20 protein-coding genes are annotated in these 21596 nt (G+C 49.8%); 6 read left to right on the top strand and 14 right to left on the bottom strand.

Annotated features, from left to right (window positions below):
- The coding region (locus F566_RS32625; protein ID WP_020406419.1) for a transposase at positions 1-148 on the top strand (148 nt) is incomplete at its 5' end.
- A gap of 608 nt (positions 149-756) precedes the next feature.
- Here the strand turns inward: F566_RS32625 and F566_RS0111535 are convergent.
- The gene (locus tag F566_RS0111535; protein ID WP_342662543.1) at positions 757-1980 is read right to left on the bottom strand and encodes a benzoate/H(+) symporter BenE family transporter; all 1224 of its coding nucleotides are present in this window, start codon (positions 1978-1980) and stop codon (positions 757-759) included.
- Positions 1981-2029: 49 nt separating this feature from the next.
- Between F566_RS0111535 and F566_RS0111530 the strand changes: the two genes are divergently transcribed.
- Complete coding sequence (locus F566_RS0111530; protein WP_020407142.1) at positions 2030-2596, top strand: helix-turn-helix domain-containing protein; 567 nt, start codon at positions 2030-2032, stop codon at positions 2594-2596.
- Positions 2597-2912: 316 nt separating this feature from the next.
- Here the strand turns inward: F566_RS0111530 and F566_RS0111525 are convergent, their stop codons facing one another.
- The 6 genes from F566_RS0111525 to F566_RS0111500 form a co-directional block, all read right to left on the bottom strand.
- Entirely contained in the window at positions 2913-4640 is a 1728-nt protein-coding gene (locus F566_RS0111525; protein ID WP_020407141.1) for an ABC transporter substrate-binding protein, read from the bottom strand.
- Between the two features lie 225 nt (positions 4641-4865).
- Positions 4866-5138, bottom strand: coding sequence for a DUF2160 domain-containing protein (locus F566_RS0111520; RefSeq protein ID WP_020407140.1), 273 nt, complete (start codon positions 5136-5138; stop codon positions 4866-4868).
- Between the two features lie 33 nt (positions 5139-5171).
- Positions 5172-5969: a carbohydrate ABC transporter permease gene (locus tag F566_RS0111515; RefSeq protein ID WP_020407139.1), complete on the bottom strand. Its 798-nt coding sequence runs from the start codon at positions 5967-5969 to the stop codon at positions 5172-5174.
- 119 nt (positions 5970-6088) lie between these two features.
- On the bottom strand, positions 6089-6958 hold the full coding sequence (locus F566_RS0111510) for a carbohydrate ABC transporter permease (RefSeq protein WP_020407138.1): 870 nt from the start codon (positions 6956-6958) through the stop codon (positions 6089-6091).
- Entirely contained in the window at positions 6955-8052 is a 1098-nt protein-coding gene (locus F566_RS0111505) for an ABC transporter ATP-binding protein (protein ID WP_020407137.1), read from the bottom strand. Before F566_RS0111505 ends, F566_RS0111510 begins: the two co-directional genes overlap by 4 nt.
- 2 nt (positions 8053-8054) lie before the next feature.
- Positions 8055-9143: an ABC transporter ATP-binding protein gene (locus F566_RS0111500; RefSeq protein WP_020407136.1), complete on the bottom strand. Its 1089-nt coding sequence runs from the start codon at positions 9141-9143 to the stop codon at positions 8055-8057.
- Between the two features lie 298 nt (positions 9144-9441).
- Here F566_RS0111500 and F566_RS0111495 point away from each other — a divergent pair, with 298 nt between their 5' ends.
- From F566_RS0111495 to F566_RS0111485, 3 genes are all read left to right on the top strand, one after another.
- Positions 9442-11385, top strand: coding sequence for a sigma-54-dependent Fis family transcriptional regulator (locus F566_RS0111495; protein WP_020407135.1), 1944 nt, complete (start codon positions 9442-9444; stop codon positions 11383-11385).
- A gap of 80 nt (positions 11386-11465) precedes the next feature.
- On the top strand, positions 11466-12362 hold the full coding sequence (locus F566_RS0111490) for a type 2 periplasmic-binding domain-containing protein (RefSeq protein WP_157496746.1): 897 nt from the start codon (positions 11466-11468) through the stop codon (positions 12360-12362).
- A gap of 190 nt (positions 12363-12552) precedes the next feature.
- Positions 12553-14580, top strand: coding sequence for a GspE/PulE family protein (locus tag F566_RS0111485; protein WP_020407133.1), 2028 nt, complete (start codon positions 12553-12555; stop codon positions 14578-14580).
- Positions 14581-14593: 13 nt separating this feature from the next.
- Here F566_RS0111485 and F566_RS0111480 read toward each other — a convergent pair whose 3' ends face one another.
- The 3 genes from F566_RS0111480 to exbB are packed head-to-tail and all read right to left on the bottom strand — an operon-like array spanning position 14594 to position 16268.
- A complete protein-coding gene (locus F566_RS0111480) occupies positions 14594-15460 on the bottom strand; it encodes an energy transducer TonB (RefSeq protein ID WP_020407132.1) in 867 nt (288 codons plus the stop codon).
- On the bottom strand, positions 15457-15834 hold the full coding sequence (locus tag F566_RS0111475) for a biopolymer transporter ExbD (RefSeq protein WP_020407131.1): 378 nt from the start codon (positions 15832-15834) through the stop codon (positions 15457-15459). The genes F566_RS0111480 and F566_RS0111475 overlap by 4 nt, the downstream gene beginning before the upstream one ends.
- Positions 15831-16268 (bottom strand): TonB-system energizer ExbB, encoded by a 438-nt coding sequence (exbB, locus tag F566_RS0111470; RefSeq protein WP_026179938.1) that lies wholly within the window; start codon positions 16266-16268, stop codon positions 15831-15833. Before exbB ends, F566_RS0111475 begins: the two co-directional genes overlap by 4 nt.
- Positions 16269-16414: 146 nt before the next feature.
- On the opposite strand from exbB, the gene F566_RS0111465 reads away from it, so the two are divergent.
- A complete protein-coding gene (locus tag F566_RS0111465) occupies positions 16415-16837 on the top strand; it encodes a hypothetical protein (RefSeq protein WP_020407129.1) in 423 nt (140 codons plus the stop codon).
- A gap of 90 nt (positions 16838-16927) precedes the next feature.
- On the opposite strand, the gene F566_RS0111460 is transcribed toward F566_RS0111465, so the two are convergent.
- The 4 genes from F566_RS0111460 to F566_RS0111445 form a co-directional block, all read right to left on the bottom strand.
- A complete protein-coding gene (locus F566_RS0111460; RefSeq protein ID WP_020407128.1) occupies positions 16928-19030 on the bottom strand; it encodes a TonB-dependent receptor in 2103 nt (700 codons plus the stop codon).
- 264 nt (positions 19031-19294) lie between these two features.
- Entirely contained in the window at positions 19295-19951 is a 657-nt protein-coding gene (locus F566_RS0111455) for an RraA family protein (RefSeq protein ID WP_020407127.1), read from the bottom strand.
- A complete protein-coding gene (locus F566_RS0111450; RefSeq protein ID WP_020407126.1) occupies positions 19948-20757 on the bottom strand; it encodes an IucA/IucC family C-terminal-domain containing protein in 810 nt (269 codons plus the stop codon). Before F566_RS0111450 ends, F566_RS0111455 begins: the two co-directional genes overlap by 4 nt.
- Positions 20738-21589 carry an ABC transporter ATP-binding protein gene (locus tag F566_RS0111445; protein WP_020407125.1) on the bottom strand — a complete coding sequence of 284 codons (852 nt, stop codon included), beginning with the start codon at positions 21587-21589 and terminating at the stop codon, positions 20738-20740. The genes F566_RS0111450 and F566_RS0111445 overlap by 20 nt, the downstream gene beginning before the upstream one ends.
- Positions 21590-21596: the final 7 nt, after the last annotated feature.

Genomic DNA, 21596 nt, shown 5'->3' with positions numbered 1-21596 from the left:
TAAAGTGGAACACCCGTTCAGATACATCAAGCAGGTGTTTGGTTACGACAAAGTCCGCTATCGAGGCTTGGCCAAGAACAAGAGCCGGCTCTATCTGTTGGCGGCCTTCAGCAATCTGCTGATGGCAAGGAAAGAGCTGCAGGTATAGGGGCAGTGAGCCCAGATGACGCCCCACAGGGGGGGGAAGATCCAAAATGGCCGGAAAAACACTCTGAATATTCGGCCATATATCGTCGAGAGTTTGAATTACCTCAGAACCTTGGGGTTATTCAGACTCTCCCTAGGTTTGGGATTTGTTTACTTTGAAGTTGCACCGGACCACTACTTCACCGTCGCTATTTGCATACTGCTGGTGGGGGCTCTTAGTCACCTGATCTTGTCTCTCCTAATTAAATGTCCCTGTTGCAAGAGGCGGCCCACGATACAAACACAAGAGTTTATTCATTCTAATAGCCGACAGCGATGGGGTCTGTCAGGGTGGTCTGCTGTTGTAGTGAGTGTATTGCTTGACCGTGGATTTACCTGCATTCACTGCGGCACGGACTACCAACTCTAGTTAGTTCGACATACTCCAGGGTGGCCAACAGTGTGTCCCATTCCTGCAATAAAACCGTCATCTGTACGCGAAAAGGTCCCCTATTTGGCGAATAAAACTAACTGCTTATTGCGTTACCTAAATAGAAGTAATCCAACTAAAAATAGAAACAGGGGATACCTCATGAAACTGCGCGCATTGGCGATTGTTTTAGGCCATTTCTAGCCTTTCTCACGATGCATGACCCACTTGGCAGCAATGCCTATGACAATGGCCCAGAAAGCCGACCCCACACCGAATAAGGTGACGCCTGAAGCGGCTATCAGGAAAGTGATCAACGAGGCTTCTCTGTCTCCTGGATCAGCCAGGGCGGTATGCAGACTGTTGGCAATCGTGGCCAGCAACGCCAGACCGGCAATAGCCACAACCAGTGTCTTTGGAAAGGCAAGAAATAACGCGGAAACTGTGGCGCCAAAAACTCCCAGGAACAGATAAATGACCCCACCGGACACACTGGCCCAATAGCGTTTGCCTGGATCTTTATCAACATCCGGTCCCATACAAATAGCTGCCGTAATGGCCGCAAGGTTCAGTGCATACCCACCAAAAGGAGCCAGAATGAGACTGGTTAATCCGGTCCAGGTAATCGTGGGAGAAACGGGTGGTTGATAGCCATGAGCTTTCAGTACTGCAACACCAGGGATATTCTGGGACGTCATGGTGACAATAAACAGAGGAACACCCACACTGAGCAAAGTGGTGGCTGTAAACTGTGGCCAGGTGAATACCGGGGTGGCGAACTCAAGTGTGAGTTGGCTGAAATCCAGGGAGTTGTTACCGGCTGCCCAAAGAACTCCCGCCAACAGTACCAGCACCACGGTGTAGCGGGATCGGAATCGCTTGAAAACAAGATAAGTCAGTCCCATCACCGCGACCAGAACCAGATCATCGTTAAGCGCTCTGAAGACATCCAGCCCGAACTGTAACAAAATACCGGCCAGCATGGCGGCGCCGATCCCCAGAGGGATATGCTTCATCATCCGCTCAAACAATCCGGTAATCCCGGACAATAGAATCAAGACAGAAGAGAGAATAAATGCCCCTGTTGCCTCAGCGAGCGATACCCCCATCAAGCTGGTAACCAGAAGTGCCGCACCTGGGGTGGACCATGCGATGAACAATGGCATCTTGTAGGCAACGGAGAGTGCGATACTGGTAATTCCCATTCCGATACCCAGAGCAAACATCCAGGAGCCTATCTGTTCCGGCGTAGCACCTACCGATTGAGCAGCCTGGAAGATAATCGCGGCTGAGCTGGTATAACCCACCAGTACAGCAATAAAACCTGCGACCAGGTGATTGATGGAATAGCCTTGCAGCATGGAGAACTCCCGGTAAATTGAGTAACATGTCCGTGCGTTATAACGTACGCGAGAGAATAACACCTGTGCGTTATAGCGCACAAACAAAATTTGATTTCGGAGAATCCCATCTGTGCAATCGATCAATCAACATATTGCCACTGTTTTGAAGCGCGAGCGTAAGCGCAAAGGCTGGAGTCTGGATACAACAGCTGAAGCCACTGGTGTCAGTAAAGCAATGTTGGGACAGATTGAACGCGAAGAGTCGAGTCCGACAATTGCCACATTGTGGAAAATCGCCACAGGCATGAGCTTGTCATTTACGTCGTTGGTTACAGATACAAGCGATGGTCCGCTCCCCATATTGTTGCATGAAGCCGGGCAGTCCCGAGCCCCCATGCCAGAGGATTCTCTGGGAGTCGAGATTTTGTTTCCTTACGATCCCCTCATGGGGTTTGAGTATATGGAGCTGACGCTTCCGGCGCGAGTTGAGCATTTGTCAGAGCCACATGAATCTGGTGTGGTGGAGCACGTTGTGGTGATCAAAGGGAAGCTGGAAATTCTGCACGGGAACGAGTGGATCAAACTGAAAAAAGGTGACGCCTTGCGCTTTGCGGCAGATGAGCCGCACGGTTACCGAAATACAAGCCAGAAGCCGGTGATATTTCACAATGTGATTCGCTACCCGCACAAAGGCTGAGTGTGACGACACCTGCAAATATACAAGCCTCTGTGGAAGTATGATGCGGTTAAGTTGATCAGGGGAAAGGAACAGTGTGAATAAATGACTTCGCGGGAAAGGTAAAAAACCACTCCCGAAACGGGAGTGGAAGATTGCGCGGGTAAGGTCCGCCGAGGCACGGTTTACCTTAACCCAACCCAGCCTGCGAGGAGGCCGGGGTCTGAAGCCAGGGCAGGCTTCGAGAGGTACAAAATAGATATGGAGTAACAATACTCCCCCGGATTTCAACCCGGGGGATGTTCTGGCACATCCATGTACCAAGCCATACTGATGCTTACTTTTCCCAGGACTTGATCAGGGCGTCGTAAGATACAGTTTCACCCTTAGGTTTCTCGTTCGCCAGTTTAGCTTTTGGAGAACCTGGCTTGTTCAGCCACTCGCTTGGGTCGACTTCCGGGTTCAGCTTAGGACCGCACTCGCCCTGGACGTTGGCGCGTTCCAGACGTTGCAGTACACGATCCTGTGCCTGAGCCAGACCGTCCAAAGCTTCCTGTGGTGTTTTTTCACCGTTGGCCGCTTCGGCGATGAACTGCCACCACAGCTGGGCCAGTTTCGGATAGTCAGGAACGTTGGTACCGGTAGGTGTCCACTGAACTCGAGCCGGGCTGCGGTAGAATTCCACCAGACCACCAAGCTTTGGAGCGACCTGGGTCATTTCCTCAGACAGGATGTCAGATTCACGGATAGGTGTCAGGCCAACCAGTGTTTTCTTCAGAGAAACGGTTTTGGACACGGTGAACTGAGCATACAACCAAGCTGCCAGACGACGGTCATCAGGTGTGGAGTTCAGGAAAGTCCAGGAACCGGCGTCCTGGTAACCCAACTTCATGCCTTCTCCCCAGTAAGGTCCTTTTGGAGAAGGAGCCATCCGCCACTTTGGTGTACCGTCATCATTGACCACAGGCAGACCGGGCTTGGTCATATCTGCAGTAAAGGCGGTGTACCAGAAGATTTGCTGTGCAATGCTACCCTGCGCAGGTACAGGACCGGCTTCAGAGAAGGTCATACCTTGTGCTTCAGGGGGAGCATACTGACGCAGCCAGTCAACATATTTGGTGGTGGCATATACAGCAGCAGGACCGTTAGTCGCGCCACCACGTGCAACGCTGGATCCAACTGGACGACAGCCGTCTACACGAATACCCCACTCATCGACCGGAACCCCGTTAGGAATACCTGCGTCACCGGCACCGGCCATGGAGAACCAGGCATCAGTAAAACGCCAGCCGAGAGAAGGGTCTTTTTTACCGTAATCCATGTGACCATAGACACGCTGCCCATCAATTTCTTTTACGTGAACAGTGAAGAATTCAGCAATATCCTCGTATGCTGACCAGTTCTTGGGCACACCCAGATCATATCCGTAAATGCCTTTGAACTTTTTCTTCAGGTCATCACGCTGGAACCAGTCATAGCGGAACCAATACAGGTTGGCGAACTGCTGATCCGGTAGCTGATAAATTTTTCCGTCAGGACCGGTGGTGAATGAAATACCGATAAAGTCTTCCAGGTCCAGGGTCGGCAGAGTGTATTGCTTGCCGTCACCTTCCATCATGTCAGAGATGGCGACCACTTTACCGTAGCGGAAGTGAGTACCAATCAGGTCAGAGTCATTGATGTAGCCATCATAGATGTTACGGCCGGATTGCATCTGGGTTTGCAGTTTTTCAACCACATCCCCTTCCTGAATCAGGTCGTGGTTGATCTTGATACCGGTAATCTCGGCAAAGGCTTTCGCCAGTACCTTGGACTCATATTCGTGGGTGGTGATAGTCTCGGAAGCAACATTGATTTCCATTCCGCGGAATTTTTCAGCCGCTTTGGTAAACCACGCCAATTCCTTGAGCTGCTCTTCTTTGGAAAGAGTGGACTCTTTAAACTCCTGCGATACCCATTTTTCGGCCGCATCACTGTATTGATCGGCCCAGGACATGCTGCTGGAGCCGACTGCTACTGCAACGGCGAATGCCAGTAAGCTCTTACGCTTTTTATTGTTGTGCATAGTTAGCCTCTTGATTGTTTTCATTTATGTTCAGCCTCCGTACCAATGAACATCCCTGCTTTGAGTTAGCGACTAATCTGAACCAGTTATTAATTCCGTAACACGGAACCAACCCTCCCGGTAATTATTAGCCACGACTTACTACATATCGAATGTGATTAATTGGCAGCTTAATGTGCTGCCAATGTCCTCACATGGATTTACACTCTCATAACTGAGTAACGTTCAGCCCCAGCGCATCACGACAACCATCCAGATCACCGAGATAACGGTGGCGATCCAAAGGGTGGCGTCGGTGATGGTCAGATAGGCCAGGTGAATATAGGCGCTGCTTAATAGGCCGATAAAGAGCCGATCGCCACGTGTCGTTTTGATCGGCAGGAAGCCCTTACGCTCGACACTGGGAGATTTAAGCTCCCAGATCGTCATTGCAGTGAGAATTGCAATAATGGTGGAAAAGAATCCGGCGGTAGGTATTGTCCAGGCCATCCAGTTCATAATATTTCTCCTCTGAGAATTCTCTGAAGTTGATTAAACCCGACCCAGTGCAAAGCCTTTGGCCACATGGTTTCTTACGAACCAGATCACCAACATGCCGGGGATAATGGTTAGGACGCCCGCGGCCGCAAGCACGCCCCAGTCGATTCCCGAAGCGGAGACGGTTCGGGTCATGACGGCGGCAATGGGCTTGGCGTCTACCGATGTCAGGGTTCTTGCGAACAGCAGTTCAACCCAGGAGAACATGAAGCAGAAGAATGCAGTCACCCCGATACCCGAGCGGATCATCGGAATGAAGATCTTGATAAAGAATTTAGGGAAACTGTAGCCGTCGATATAGGCGGTTTCATCGATTTCACGGGGAACACCGCTCATGAAGCCTTCCAGAATCCAGACTGCCAGAGGCACGTTGAACAGGCAGTGTGCCAGGGCAACGGCAATATGGGTGTCAAACAGGCCGACGGAAGAATAGAGCTGGAAGAAAGGCAGCAGAAATACCGCAGGCGGTGCCATACGGTTGGACAGCAGCCAGAAGAACATGTGCTTGTCGCCGATGAACTTGTAGCGGCTGAAAGCGTAGGCTGCCGGCAAAGCCACCAGAAGACTGATAACCATGTTCAGGGTGACATAGGAGATGGAGTTGACATAACCCATGTACCAACTCGGATCGGTAAAGATCTTAATGTAGTTGTCAAAGGTAATATCCGCTGGAAAAAGGCTCAATCCGCCAAGAATTTCCTCATTGGTTTTGAACGACATGTTCAACAGCCAATAGATAGGAATCAGTACAAACGCTATGTAGGCGATCAGGCCGAATCTTGATTTGCTCATCAGGACCACTCCTTTAGCTTTGGAGCGCGATGCGGACGATGAGGGTGTCATCGTCAGGGTCGCTGTTTCAGTTACTTGTTCTTGTGTCATTGCTATACCTATTGTCTAAACCATTACCTTCATCGGTCGTCGCGGCTGATATGCATGATGGTGGTATAGAACAGCCAACATACGAGTAGCACGATCAGGAAGTAGATAATTGAGAACGCTGCTGCCGGACCAAGGTCAAACTGGCCAACCGCCATCTTGGTCAAAGACTGACTCAGGAAGGTGGTGGAGTTACCTGGGCCACCGCCAGTCAGTACGAACGGCTCGGTATAGATCATGAAGGAATCCATGAAACGTAACAGAACACCGATAATTAAAACATTGGTCAACTTGGGCAGTTGGATATAACGGAACACTGCCCAGCGGGAAGCACGGTCGATTCTGGCTGCCTGATAATACACTTCCGGAATGGCACGCAGGCCAGAGTAGCAAAGCAGTGCAATCAGCGGTGTCCAGTGCCAGACATCCATCAACAGAACCGTTAACCAGGCATCCACTGGATCGCCGGCATAGTTGTAATCAATTCCGATATTGTTGATTGCCCAGCCGAAAAGACCGATATCTGCACGTCCGAAAATCTGCCAGATGGTGCCAACCACATTCCAGGGAATCAGCAATGGAATCGCGATGAGGATCAGTGCCAGAGAGGCCCCTTTACCTTTGGTCGGCATCAATAGTGCGACACCAATGCCCAAAGGCACTTCAATCAACAGTACAGAAAATGAATACATGAACTGGCGCAGAAGTGCTTCATGCAGACGGGTATCAAACAGCATCTGACGGAACCATTCGGTGCCGACAAAATAACGGGTGTTCTGGTCAAAGATGTCCTGTACCGAGTAATTGACTACCGTCATCAGCGGAATAATGGCCGAGAAGGCAACGAGTAAGAATACCGGCAGGACCAGGAACCAGGCTTTGTTGTTTTCGACTTTGTTCATCCCAAGTCCTCCATCAGAAATTCATCGACATAGACTTTCAGCCATTGATCAGGAAAGCTGACATAGGCTTTGCCGTGGGGCATTTTCTGGTCTTCCTGCAGGCGCGCTTTCATTTCCACGCCGTCCAGTACAAAACTCAGGATTTTGTAGGTACCCAGGTCTTCGATATATTTCACATCGACAACAAATGCGTCATCGGTGGTGTCATCCCAGACATGAACAAACTCGGGACGTATACCAATCTTGATGTTATCGGACTGCTTCGCTTTGACGCGTTCCAGAAGCTTCTTGCTAAGAGGGACCTCTGTATTGGCAAAGCGAACTCCACTGTCGGTCAGCGTTACCGGAATAAGGTTCATGCCCGGACTGCCGATAAAGTATCCGACGAATGTGTGGTTAGGGCTTTCGAACAGCTCCCTTGGGGTGCCAAACTGTACGATTTGACCTTCATACATCACCGCAATTTTGTCCGCAAATGTAGACGCCTCGAGCTGATCGTGGGTGACATACACCATGGTAATGTTGAACTGCTCATGAATTTGTTTGAGCTTACGACGGAGTTTCCACTTGAGGTGTGGATCGATTACCGTCAGCGGTTCATCAAACAGAATCGCGGATACGTCATCCCGTACCAGCCCGCGTCCCATGGATACCTTTTGCTTTTCATCCGCGGTCAATCCCTTGGCTTTCTTATCAAGCAGTTCTGTCAGGTCGAGGATATTGGCAATCTCATGAACCTTGCTTTTGATCTTGTGTTCTGCAACTTTGACGTTGCGTAGTGGGAAAGCCAGGTTGTCGTACACCGTCATGGTGTCGTAGATCACTGGAAACTGAAATACCTGGGCGATATTCCGTTCCTGCGGGCTCATGCTGTTGACCTTCTTACCGTCGAACATAATGTCGCCGTCAGAGGGTTGCAGCAGTCCGGAGATAATATTCAGAAGTGTACTTTTACCGCATCCTGATGGGCCCAGTAGTGCGTAGGCACCACCCTGTTCCCAGATATGGTCCATTCTGCGAATCGCATAGTCTTCGTCAGACTTGGGCTGGCTGGAGTATGTGTGAGCCAGTTGTGATAAACGAATTTCAGCCATGATTAACCTCCAACCTTACGAGACGGTGCCTGCACCATCTGACCGTTCATATCAAAGGCGTACAGTTTGTGAGTCGGGAAGTAGATGTTGATGTCCTCATCCACGTCGTAGCCATGAACGCCAGACAGATGCAGTACCAGATTCATATGATCGTTCCGCACATGAAGGAAAGTTTCTGAGCCGCTGATTTCGGCCAGATCCACTTTCACGGACAGTTCCAGATCATCATCGTTCTGGGGCACCAGACCAATGTGAGACGCTCGTACACCAAACTGGTATTGTCCCGGTTTGAGTGCACGTAGATCCTGATTCAGAGGGAAATGAACCGTTTCATCGAAGGAAACTTCGGAGTCCGTGACACGCCCGTTAACGACATTTATAGGCGGCTCACTGAACATTTCCGCTGTCAGAATATCTTTGGGACGATGATAGACTTCGGCTGTTGGACCATATTGCAGCACTCTGCCCTCATGCAGAACGGTCGTGGTTCCACCAAGTGCCAGTGCTTCATTAGGCTCAGTTGTCGCATAAATCGCGATGGTGTTGCGTTCCTTGAACAGTTCTCTCAGTTCCAGGCGCAGCTCTTCCCTAAGTTTGTAGTCCAGGTTCACCAGAGGTTCGTCAAACAGAACAATGGTCGCTTCTTTTACCAGCGCACGGGCCATAGCTGTCCGTTGTTGCTGGCCACCGGAAAGTTCCAGAGGAAGTCGTTTGAGGTACTGTTCGATATGCAGCATTTCTGCTGTTTCATGAACACGTTTGCGAATCGTTGCCTCACTGATGTTCGCCAGGCGCAATGGAGAAGCGATGTTGTCGTAAACGGTCAGGTTGGGATAGTTGATGAACTGCTGGTACACCATGGAGATGTTGCGATCTTTTACCGGTACACCGGTAACATTCACGCCATTCATCATGATTTGTCCTGTACTTGGGCGGTCCAGCCCGGCAATCAATCTCATCAGAGATGTTTTTCCGGCTAGCGTGCGTCCAAGAAAGACATTGAAGGACCCTGGTTCCAGGGTGAGGTTTAGGTCGCTGATCCAATGCTGGCCGTCAACGACACGACTGATGTTTTTTAGCTCTAGGCTCATAATACATTCCGTCAAATTGTTTGATTTATTTTCGGAATTTTTCGAAATTCAATTTTTGAACGTGAGATTAGAAGGGCAAATAGCAGGCCAATTTTTTGATGACTCGAAAAAATATTAATAAAATATTTAAATAACATATAGTTATAAAATATCTCGTCTAAATTTTCCCCATAAAATCCAGTCAGTTAAAAATGTTCAAAAACGAAAAAATGTTGACAACTGTTCAAATCACGACGATTATTTGAACACTAATTTGAACAGTGAACACTCTTGAACAGTGTCACTGAGCGAAAGAACAATGAGCATAAACGATAAAAACACATCACAGGCCGCACATCAGGAAGAACCCACACATAAGGAAATGATCGAAGCATCATGGCATCGATGTGAGCAGTATGGTCTGACTCACAGCAGTACGCCTGTATATGGTACTTTGTCCCAGGGGGCGATCAGTGCTTTGCTGGATGAGCACCAGATACTGGTGAACACCACGCAAAAAGAAGTGCTTCCTTATTACGATCACATTCTGGCCAACTCCAAATGCATGATTGTCCTCGCTGACCGGCGGGGGCACGTCCTGAATACTTGGGGAGATCAGCGCTTTGCTGATCAGCGTCATGGTCTGGTTGTCGGAAACCAGTGGACGGAGGTCAGTACCGGGACCAATGCCATCGGAACGGCCATTGCCACCGGGCAGGCTGTTCAGGTCGGGCGTGAAGAACATTTCCTCAGGGCCAATCGATATATGGTCGGGTCGGCGGCACCGATATTTAATACCAACAAAGAAATGGTGGGTGTTCTGGATATTTCGTCCGACGCCTACCTGCCCCAGGATCATACACTGGGCATGGTGAAGCTGATGACGCTGACGGTAGAGAACCGTCTCATCATAAATGCCTTTGCCCGTGAACATATGCTGATCACCTTTAACACCAACATATCCTCACTGAACAGTCCCTGGTCAGGCATGCTCGCCGTCGATAGTGACGGCAGAGTCATCTCAGCCAACAGACGGGCTGAAATCATGCTGGCCCACGATCTGGCGTTGGTGAATATTGAGGATGTTTTTGACTGCAAGTTAAGGGAGCTGAGGCATCAGCCTGAAGGAATGCCATTCGAGGCCAATGCTTTGGGTAAATATCGCATGCATGTTCTTGTCCGCCCTCCGATGGAGTTGCCGCTGATAGCACCTGATTTCAGGAGGAAGAAGGAGAAAGCCCCGACCAAACATGTGCCAGAGTCAGCAGTTGAGCCGCCGCAGGCTGTTCCGAATGAGGAACTGCCGGATGATGTGGTGCCGTTGAATGAGCTTGAGCATGGTGATGAGCGAATGTCGCGCATGATCAAACAGGCATCCCGGATCATGGAAAAAGAGATCCCCATCCTCATGCATGGGGAAACCGGCGTCGGTAAGGAAGTGTTTGTTCGTTCCCTTCATTTTCACAGTTGTCGCAAGAAGTTTCCTTTAGTGGCGGTTAACTGTGCGGCTATTCCGGCCGAACTGGTGGAGTCAGAACTGTTCGGATATGAGAAAGGTGCTTTTACAGGTGCCAGTTCCAAGGGATCTATCGGCCTGATACGTAAAGCGCACCGGGGCACGCTGTTCCTTGATGAAATCGGGGAAATGCCGCCGAATGTGCAGTCCCGTCTGTTAAGGGTGCTGCAGGAACGAAAAGTCACGCCTCTGGGGTCTACAGAGTCTTATCCGGTTGATATCAAGCTGGTTTCTGCAACAAACCGTTATCTGAAAGACGAAGTGCGGGAAGGACGGTTCAGGGAGGATCTTTATTACCGGATATCGGGTCTGAATCTGGAGCTGCCTGCCTATCGGGACCGGTTCGATAAACGTGAGTTGTTAGTGTATGTTCACAAACGTCTTGCCCGCCAGAGTGGTGAGAAATATATACCTCTGAGTGCTGAAATACTGGACATGATGTGTAACCACCCTTGGCCAGGAAATGTGCGTCAGTTGATCAGTGTTCTCAGTGTTGCGCTGGCCATGGCGGACGGCGAGCCCATTGAGGACTGGCACTTGCCTGATGATTTCTATGATGATCTGCGGCGTGAAACACAGGGCAAAGGACCGGTGGAAGTGCCACCTGACTACGAGCAAACGGCAGAAGAAGATATCGAATCGCGGATTGTTCGCCTGTTCGAAGAACATGACGGAAATGTATCAAGAACGGCTAAGGCTGCGGGTGTGAGTCGTAATACGGTGTACAAATATACTCGTAGTGATTAAGCGCCGCCTGCTGATCTACATTTGAAGTGATAAGGTTTGTTGCCTAATATCTAATTAATCTCTCACTTGGGGCTGGCAGTGTGATTACCCGGATTCTGCTGATGCCTGGTCTGGTGGTGTGGTCATTATCTGGACAGGTGCAGGCACAAACCTCACCGGATGACAGGGTTGTTGAGGTCACTCACTACCAGAGTCAGGCCAGATATCAATATGGCCTTAAAATTCTTGATCTGGCTCTCAGTAAGCTGGATGTCCCATATGAAATTCGATCTATTGATTACCCAGGACTAAATGAAGCCCGGGGTGAGTTGATGGTCGAAAAAGGGGAAATCGATCTGGAATTCATGTCGACCAGTAGAGAGCGTGAAAAAAAGCTTATCCCAATCAAGATTCCTATCTATCGCGGCATTCTGGGGCTAAGACTTCTGTTGGTCAGAAAAGAACAGCATGAAGAGTTGCAAAAAATTGCCTCGTTAGAGGATTTACGCCGTTATGTGGGCGGCCACGGTACTCATTGGGGGGATTTACCTGTCTATGAAGCAAATGGCCTGAAGGTCGTCACAAGTGCCCAGTACGAGACCCTGTTTACACTTTTGATGCATGCCCGCTTCGACTACTTTCATCGTGGTCTCAATGAAATCTGGGACGAAGCACAACGGCACTCAAAACAGTTACAGGTTGCCGACAATGTGATGTTGTTTTATCCCCATCCTGTTTATTTCTTTGTTACCAGGAAGCGGCCCGATCTAGCTGAGAAAATTGAGTCAGGTCTTAGCCTGGCGATAGAAGATGGCTCCTTTGAACATTTATTTCTTCAGGAAGCCCAGCAATTTATCGAGAGAGCAGACCTCAAGAGCCGAAAGTTGATCGTGCTGAAGAACCCCGTGATTCCGCCAGGTACTCCGCCTTTGGATACAAGTTGGTGGCTTCCCGAGAAATTTCAGGAGCAGTTGATGGAATATCCTTTGCTCAGGTAAGGCAAAAAGCATTTTGGACCAATTTTTTAATCACTTGGTATGAATCGCTGACCAGCCTGAAAAGCGAGCTATATTTATTTAAATTGCGTTCGTTTGAAGGAGGTCCGCCATTAGTTCTCCGATTGATCTTCCCGCACTGCCTTTTGCGACAAAAAGTAGTGAAGAATCTCTGTATGGCGCAGATGTCGTTGTGCATCTCCACAATGGCTTTCTCATTCCCGGTGTGTTGAAAACCTTGGATGGGGTTCAGCAGCGTATCGAGATTTCCGATCAGTCAGATGAGCACCTGACGCCAATTGATTTTTCAGAAATGCGTTATCTCGTGTTTACTCACAAACTGATTCCCAGTGATCTCATAAAAGAGCAGTCTCTGGCGCCTGAAAGCTATCTGGTAGAGTTCAATGACGGTAAGCGCATTCGGGGTAAAACACTAGGATTTGCCTCAAGTGAAGCCGGGCTGAGTCTATTTCGATTTGAAGATAAGTATTCCGTCAGTCGACTGTTTATCCCTGCGACGGGAATCAAGAACTATCAGATTGAGCCATCTAATGGAAGTGACCCTCAAGTGTCAGACTCTGATGTGGACCTATACACGCCTCAGGACACATCCTTGTCGCCTGCGATGGTGCAGGCCCGGGAAATGCGGGATGAGCTTGAAAAATCAAAGGGGATGACTGACGAGCAAGTACATCGTGCTCTGGCCAATAAACTGGCTATTCCTTTTATTCAACTGAAGCAGTTTGCGATTACGCCAGAGGCTGTTGCTCTGGTGCCGGGAGACTTTGCCCGGCATAACCTTGTGATGCCGATCAGTCTGGAAAATGAAAAGCTGGTTGTAGCACTCGATGACCCTTGTAATATCGATACTATTGATGCCCTCCAGTTTATTACCAATCGTCACCTTGAATTGGTTACCGCCAGTAAACGGGACATCCTCCAGGCCATTGGCGAGTTTTACGGCGAAAGCACCATTGACGATGAAATTCTCGCCGCGGAGGATGACCGTCAAAACAACGATTCTGTTCCCCATAAAGACCGGGAAGTTGGTGAGCTGGAAAGGCTCAGCCGGGAAAAGCCCATCATTCGATTGGTTAGCCGGGTTATTGTAGAAGGTATCAGACGACGAGCATCGGATATTCATATCCGTCCAAGGGAAAATATCGCAGATCTGTATTACAGGATTGATGGCTCCCTGATCAAAGTTCGGAGTTTCAGCAAGAATCTGTTACCCGCTGTGGTCAGCCGTATCAAGATTCTGGGAACGATGGACATTGCCGAGCGCCGGTTGCCCCAGGATGGTCGTTCCCGGGTGGTGGATGGTGAAGCGATGGTGGACCTTCGGATCTCCATTATTCCCACTGTTGAAGGGGAAAGTGTGGTAATCCGACTGTTAAACCTGAATGCGGGATTGTTATCGATCAGTGAGCTGGGATTTAATCCCAGAGACGAAGAGTTGTTTACCGATCTGCTGAATAAGAGTTATGGCATGATTCTGGTCACCGGTCCGACCGGATCAGGCAAATCCACAACCCTTTATGCTGCGCTGCAGGAAGTGATAAAACAGAACGTCAATATCATCACGGTTGAAGATCCGGTGGAGTATCACATTGACGGTATTGAACAGATTCAGGTGAATACTGCCCCCGGTTATAGCTTTGCCAGGGCGTTGCGTCATATCCTCAGGCATGACCCGGACGTGATCATGATTGGTGAAATCCGGGATGAGGAAACCGGTAAAATTGCCGTGGAAAGCGCACTCACCGGGCACTTGGTTCTCAGTACACTTCATACCAACGATGCTGCTGGTGCTATCACCCGATTAATAGAGATGGGAGTAGAACCTTTCCTGCTCAATGCAACGGTGCTGGGGGTATTAGCCCAACGGTTGGTTCGACGAAATTGTCCTCATTGTATGAAAGAGGAGACTCCGGAGCCTCTGTTCCTCAAGTCTCTTGGCATTTCGGCGGAGGAAGTTTTCTATAAGGGGCAGGGGTGCGATCACTGCCATCAGACTGGTTTCAGCGGTCGAATTGCCGTCTATGAACTATTGAAGATTACTCCGGATATGCACTCATTAATCCAGCGAGGTGTGGCGGTTAACGATATTCACGCCCAAGCTGTTCGTGAAGGCATGGTGCCGCTGACGGAAAATGCATTGACCTTGGCACGCCGACGAACCACATCGTTATCTGAAGTATATCGGGTACGTCTTGAATAGAGTTTCAGAAGATTTAACGTAGCTGAAACCTGATCGGAATGGCCAGTGTCAGCATATTCTTGGCTAGTTGATCTGGTATTGGCTTGAATTTCTTGATGGACCTGACGGTATCCAGCGCGGCTTCGTCCAGAATTGGAAAACCTGAGCTTTCTCTGAGTTGAATACCTTCGAGTTTTCCTTCCCGGTAAACCGTAAACTCCACCAGTGCGACCCCTTCCTGACGGCGACGCTTGGCACGTCGAGGATATTGCATCGCTTTCTGCAATGCTCTGTGCAGTGCCGCCAGGTACTCCTGTTCAAGACGAGGGTCAATCACTGGTGCATCAGTTGCGACACTCTCCTCGACGCCTGGAGCACTACTTGCCAGTTGGGAGGACTCTTTCTGAAGCTGTTCCTCAGACTCAGCAGTGTCGGTATTTGGCGTCTCTTTGGCCTCAGCAACCACTTCTTCAGGGGGCTCTGGCTGTTCCTGTGTGTCCGATGGTTGGGGCGTTTCGGGCTTGGACTGCTCTACCACTTGTGGAGGTTCCGGGGCAGGCTCTGTAACCTGCTTAACCTCAGGTTCTGGAGGAACAGGTGTCGTTTCGACAACCTCAGGTTCAGCAATGGGTTCCGGTATGACTTCTTCGACTCGTGGAGGTACGTCTTCTACTGGAGTAGGGGGTTGATCCGCAACCTGCTCAACGGTTTCCGGTTGCTCTATAGGAGCAGGTGTCTGGGCGATTTCAGGTTGTGACCAGCCTATCTGGCTGATTGCCACGGCGACAGGCGTTCCCTGAGGGGGCGGCGAGGTATTTTCCTGGTACCAGTAAACGCCTGCTGCGACCAGACCGGCATGGAGGGTAAGTGCTGTGCTGAATCCAATCAGGTGGTACTTCATGTTGCACGCTTCGCCAGGATGGATACATCGTTAAATGATTGCTGTTTCAGGATGTCGGTGACTTCCACAAAGCGACGGAAAACAGCTTCCGCATCCACCAACAGTTTTACCGGCTGGGTGTCTGTTTTTTGTAAACGCTGTGTTAGTCCTTCAAGGTCAATGGCTTCGTCATTCCAGTAAAGTGACTCGTCTGACGCAATTGTCAGGGTGATGTCAATCGTGTCCTTTGCCGGAGTATCCACTTGCTGGGATTCCGGAAGAGTGACGGGAATACGGCCCTGAACGACAAAAGTGGCGGTCGTTAACACGATGGCCAGGAGTACCAGCATGATGTCGATAAATGGAATGACATTGATCTGGTCGAACTTTTTCATGTTGCCGCCGCTTGTTGCTGTTGCGCCCGCCACATGGCCTGTTTGACTTCAATTTTCCGATTCAGGCCATTAACCAGAATAATGGTGGGTATGGCGACAGCCAGACCCAGGGCAGTCGCTTTCAGGGCCAGGGCCAGGCCGCTCATGACCGCACTGACATCCACCTGTCCCCGCTGTCCCATGTCGTAAAAAGTCAGAAGGATACCGGCGACGGTACCCAGCAGGCCGACGTATGGAGCATTGGCGCCGATGCTGTAAAGGGTCGTGATATTGCGGCTTAGGTCGACCGTCAGTGTGTCGTAGCTTGAGTAACTTGAAACAGGCAGACGCTTTAGATAGAGCACTCGTTCCACACCGAGCCAGACCACAATGAAACTCATGGTGCCAAGGACGGAAAACACGGCGACATCCAGCCACATGGATAGCGACTCCACAGTACCTCCTAATTTGGTTTGTACTTTGAAAACAATCTTGGCTTATAAGATAGAATAACTGATAATCATACACAATTGATAATGAATATCAATTGTAAACAGCTCATTCCTTGTAGCAATAAGCCCTTCAATCATGGAGTCTGCAAATGTCGGTGCCCCCCTTTATTTCTCTTACCCAGCAATATCATGGAATTCAGATCAGTGATGAATATTGGCCGGTACTGTGGGTGAGGTTTTCGGGAAATGTAACGCTTCATCAGGTCGAAGAGTGGCTGGTGTCCATGGACCAGGCATTACAGCGTGGGGAGCCTTACGTTATCGTAATGGAAAATGGGGCCTTATTGGATTTTCCATTGGAAGGAAAAAAACAGCAGGTACTTTGGTTTAAGGCGAATCGGGAGGCTGTGGCCTCTCAATGCAGGGGAATTGTGAGAATTGCCCGTGATCAGATCCAGGCGGACAAGCTGCTTCGACCTCAGGTTCAGGCGGCATTTCCGTGTCCGATGAAAGTGGTGATGTCCGTAGAACAGGCGTTAACCATGGTGGATGACCTGTTAGCGCAAGGCTGATGAAGTCTGCTTCTGGTCGGAGACTATCGGCTTTGTGAATTGAAGTGACCGTCAGGCAGTCCCCATCGGTCACTTCAATAATCTTCCCGTTTAGAAGTCCAGACCGTACCCCAGTGTCAGCGTGCGGCCGCGACCTTTGAAATATCTGTCATCATTCACAATCGCACTTTGCGAGTAGTAGGTGATGTAGTCTTCGTTTAGCAGGTTGGCTACGGCGACACTTAACTTACCAACCGGAAGCTGATAACCGATCGAAGCATCCACTAAGGTAAAACCGTCAAACTCCTTCTCGGGGTCATCAAAACTGCGGTCAAACGCATGGCTGGTCTGTAAAGTGGAACTGAGATTAGGAGACCAGTTGGCGTTCCAGCTGACTATTAGCCGGTTTGGAGAGATGTTAAGGCCATCGAGCTTGCTGTCCACTGATCCATCCTTGTCGCTGTCATATTCTCCGTTAATGCGGGAATAAGTGAACTCCAGATGATGTCGCTCATGTGCCTGGATACCCAGGGATGCTTCGATGCCGTCGATTTCTGTTTTCTCCCGTTTGACGAAATAAATACCGTCAATGTTCTCAAGGCGGGAGCCAAGATCTGAATCTGACTGGTAGTAGCTCAATTCGAAGGCAACGGGTTGCATATCGATACGGAGCCCGATTTCCCGGTTGTCGGTTAGAATAGGTTGCAGGTTCAGAAACTCATCCACATCCTGATCCGGCTGGTTGATACCGCGCAGTACACGGCCCGCGTCAGGCATACCGAAACCTTCTGAGTAGTTGGCAAACAGGCTCAGCCAATCTAAAGGCTTGATGACGAGGCCGGTGTTGTACAGAGTTTCGCTGAAGCTGGGGTTACCTCCCTCCACACTGACACTATTGGCTGAAGCCAGGGTCTGGAAGGTATCCACATCCAGTTCTGCGTGTTCATAACGTACACCCGCGTGGAGGATCACGCTATCCACAGGCTTGAATTCTGCCTGCAGGAAGGGAGCGTAATTGTTATAAGTGGTTTCGGGTACCCAACTGCGATCCGTCAGAACCAGGCGTTGTTGGGTGGTGTCCTGCAGAAGATCAAGCCCGCCGGTTAATTTCAGCGTATTGTCGAACAGATCCGCTTTACTGAGAGTTAATTTTGCGCCCAGTTTGTCTGACTCATTTTGTGACTGATCATAGAGCGTGCCGTCTGGTGCGATACTGGTATCCTGAAAGGTTGAAGTCAGCGTAGCACCGAAGCGTCCTTCAAACTGCTGGCTGTATGCCTGGGCGGTAAGTGTCATGCCATAGAAGTCATCGTGGCGATAATTAACGCTGGCTGTCAGTACCCTGTTGCGCGGGGCAATCCCCTTCGGTGTCCCTTCAGCGGAGGTTGTAGCAATACCATTACTACGATCACCGGTAACGCTGACATAATTCATGTTGCCTTCAAGGATGAACCGGTTGATCTCCAGTTCAATGTTCTGATTGTCGTCAATCCAGTAACCCAGCTTGGCGAACAGGTCATAGGCTTGAGAGTCCATTAGATCGCCCTGGGTATTATCAACACCGATATTGTCGCCATCTGCGTCCAGGTATAGCCCCTGTTCTTCATAGGTAACGCCGAACAGGTACTCGATATTTTCGTGGGTGCCTTCAGCCCGGTAATTCAGTTTGTAGCTTAAAGTATCGCTATCCAGTTCTTCTGTCGGAGTGGTCGTCTGAATTTCTGCATGTTGTTTGAAGCTTTCTGCAGTGGGACGACGGGTGATGAAGTTGATGATACCGCCAGTGGCGCCAAGTCCGTGAATGGCATTGGCACCGTGGATCACTTCGATACGCTCGACCATGGACATGTCAATAGTGTGGCCTGAACGACCAGCATTACGTAAAGGATTGGACTGCGGAACGCCATCAATTAGCAACAAGGCTGAGCGGCCGCGGAAGGTTTCTCCGCTGCTGGTGAGTTTCTGGCGGTTGGGTGAGTATGCTGGTAAAAGATTGCTCAGAATCTGAGAAGTATCTGATGTAATGGTTAACTGCTTTTCAATTTGTTCCCGTGTAATCACGGTCACAACCTGGGGAGAATCCTCTTTCTCTGTCCCTGTTCTGGTGGAAGAAATAACGGCTTCATCCAAAACAGTGGGGGCGGCTTGAGACAAACAGGTGACAACAGCCAATGGCAGCAGTGCCATGGCACAATGAGAGGGTTTTAACTGCATGAGTGGATACCTCTGGATTAATCTTGGGAGGTTTATAGGTATTAAAGGAAGTTTTTTTATATTATTAGGTGGGCAAATTTTAATCTAAATGATAATGACTATCAATTAAATGATAATGTTGGCAGAGGTCATTGTGTTTGGCCAGAGGTGTGGAGATGCGTGACAGGGAATGTGGACACACCTGATGTGCACCCACACTAGGAAATTTCTGAGTTATTCGGGAGATAATGTCTTTCGAAGTTTTTTTAATTCCAGAGGCTTTAACTATTTCGAAGGCAACATCTGCGTTAATTCCTGACGTCTTTTGTCTTCCTGCTTCTGTATTTCCAGAGCTTTATGTCCCAATTCTGCAGCTTTTGCAGGGTCAATAAAGAACAAACCGTCGTCGTCTCCTAACACCAGATCTCCGGGGCGAACGGTAGCACCGCCAATGCTGACAGGTACATTCACCTCGCCTTCCATATCCAGGTTACGGGTAGTGAGGGCACTGGTGGATCGGGAATACACCGGGAAGCCCAGTTCTGTGATGGCTTTAACGTCGGTTGCACATCCTGAAACTACAGCGCCTGCCAATGGTTTGGTCATTGCTGCAAGAGTACGCAGCTCGCCCCAGCAGGCACGAATGTCATCTCCGGACATATCAATCACCAGCACATCGCCCGGTTGGCTGAGTTTCAGTGCTTCCCGAATAATACTGCCGTTGATGTGGGGGATCCTGACCGTAACTGCATTCCCCAGCATTCTGACAGGCCGGAACAGAGGTTTGATTCCGGTGGCATAACCGAAATCGGTGATGTGCCCGACAGTGGCGGCGTCGATGTCCTGATACAGGGATCGCAGTTCCTCTGTGATACCTTGAACTCTTGGGTAAATGCGATAGGGTAAATTTTCAGCCTGATCTTTAATGTCGAGTTGATTCATACGTTCATAATCTCCTTTTGAATGGGTTTCCGTGGCTGTTTTGGTCGAGTTAGAGGGCAGGTGGAACAGAACTCTTTTGGATCACTGGCCCTGTAGTAATAGCAGCAGGTTTTTCTGAAGCGGACCGGACTCCCGGAAGGAAAAGCACATTGTTTTGGCCAGAAGAATTGTTGCAGAGGGTTTTCGGTGGTACCGAATAACTCCGCCGGTGCTTCGTAAATCAGATAATGAAAATCCTCTTCTGCCTTAGATTCCTGTTCATTACTGCCTTGAGCCAGCATTCGTCTTTCATAAAGTGAGTAAACCCTTACAGCTGTGTTTTCCCATAGAATCTTGGACGGTACCCGGGCAACTTCTGTCAGTATTTGCCATAGCGGTGCCAGATTCCCCGCGAACAATTGCCTGATAACGTGTTGTCGCCAGGCGTGACGTTGATTTGGTTCAGGGACCGAAGCTGTGAGATTGGTCAGTGGCATACTGGATTGCCACAAGCGGTTGTCATAACCGTATTCGATGAAGGAATTTTCCGGTGACATATCCAGTCCAAGATCGTACATGCTCATGGCATAGAGACTGGCCGCTGTGTAGAGGAACGCGATGCGCTTGCTCAATAGTGAGGCCGTTATTCTGCGTGAAGGTGAGTGGATCACCGGCGTCAGTTTATCCAGTAATGTTTCGCAGGTCTGAGGATTGAGCATTGACAGTGTGGGAAGGGAGTTCCTGTGATCACGTTGGTCGGCGGAAACCAAACGGAACCTGGTGGTCAGTGTTTCCCATTGTTCCGCATCAGGCGACAGCTGCTTCATAGGTATCCTGGCTATTCTTGTCAGTCCTTTTTGCTTTTTCCCTGACATGTCTGCCTTTCCCGTGAGGGATGCACATAGGCGTTCCAAACAACGGGTCCTGGGTTATGTGGCAATCCAGATGAAATACGTCTTTTACGGTCTTTTCTGTGATGACCCTTTCCGGCAGTCCTTGGGTATAAACGGTGCGGTTATTGACCGCGACGATATGATGGGCGTAACGACAGGCCAGATTCAGGTCATGAAGCACCATAACGATGGTTTTGTTCTCGCGTTCATTCAGATCGTAAAGCAAATCCAGAATTTCAATCTGATGGGTCAGGTCCAGATAGGTCGTGGGTTCGTCCAGCAATAGAATGTTTGTGTCCTGGGCCAGAGTCATCGCAATCCAGGCTCGCTGGCGCTGACCGCCTGAGAGAGAATCGACCGTCCGGTGCATAAGCTCATGCATGTCGGTGCTTTTCAGTGCCCGGTTGACGACTCGTTCATCCTCTTCTGACCACTGCTGTAGCCAGCCCTGGTGGGGATATCGCCCTTGCTGAACCAACTGATAGACCGTAAGCCCCTCTGGTGCCGCAGGCCCCTGGGGCAAAATTGCCAGTTTCTTCGCTACCTGACGTGTCGATTGTTTTTGAATCGCCTCACCATCGAGCAGGACGGAACCCTGTTGAGGTTTCAGGAGTCTGGCGAAAGACTTCAGCAAAGTGGATTTTCCACAGCCATTGCTGCCCACAAAAACCGTGATTCTGGCCTCGGGGATGTTCAGGTCCAGGTTGTTAATGATGAGTTTTCCGTCGTAACCCAGGCTGAGTGATTGACTGACTAATGGATACATCGGTGTG

Source organism: Hahella ganghwensis DSM 17046 (assembly GCF_000376785.1).
GTDB classification, from domain to species: domain Bacteria; phylum Pseudomonadota; class Gammaproteobacteria; order Pseudomonadales; family Oleiphilaceae; genus Hahella; species Hahella ganghwensis.
Note: the sequence above shows the minus strand (reverse complement) of the source record. Positions and strands in the feature narration are given on the sequence as shown.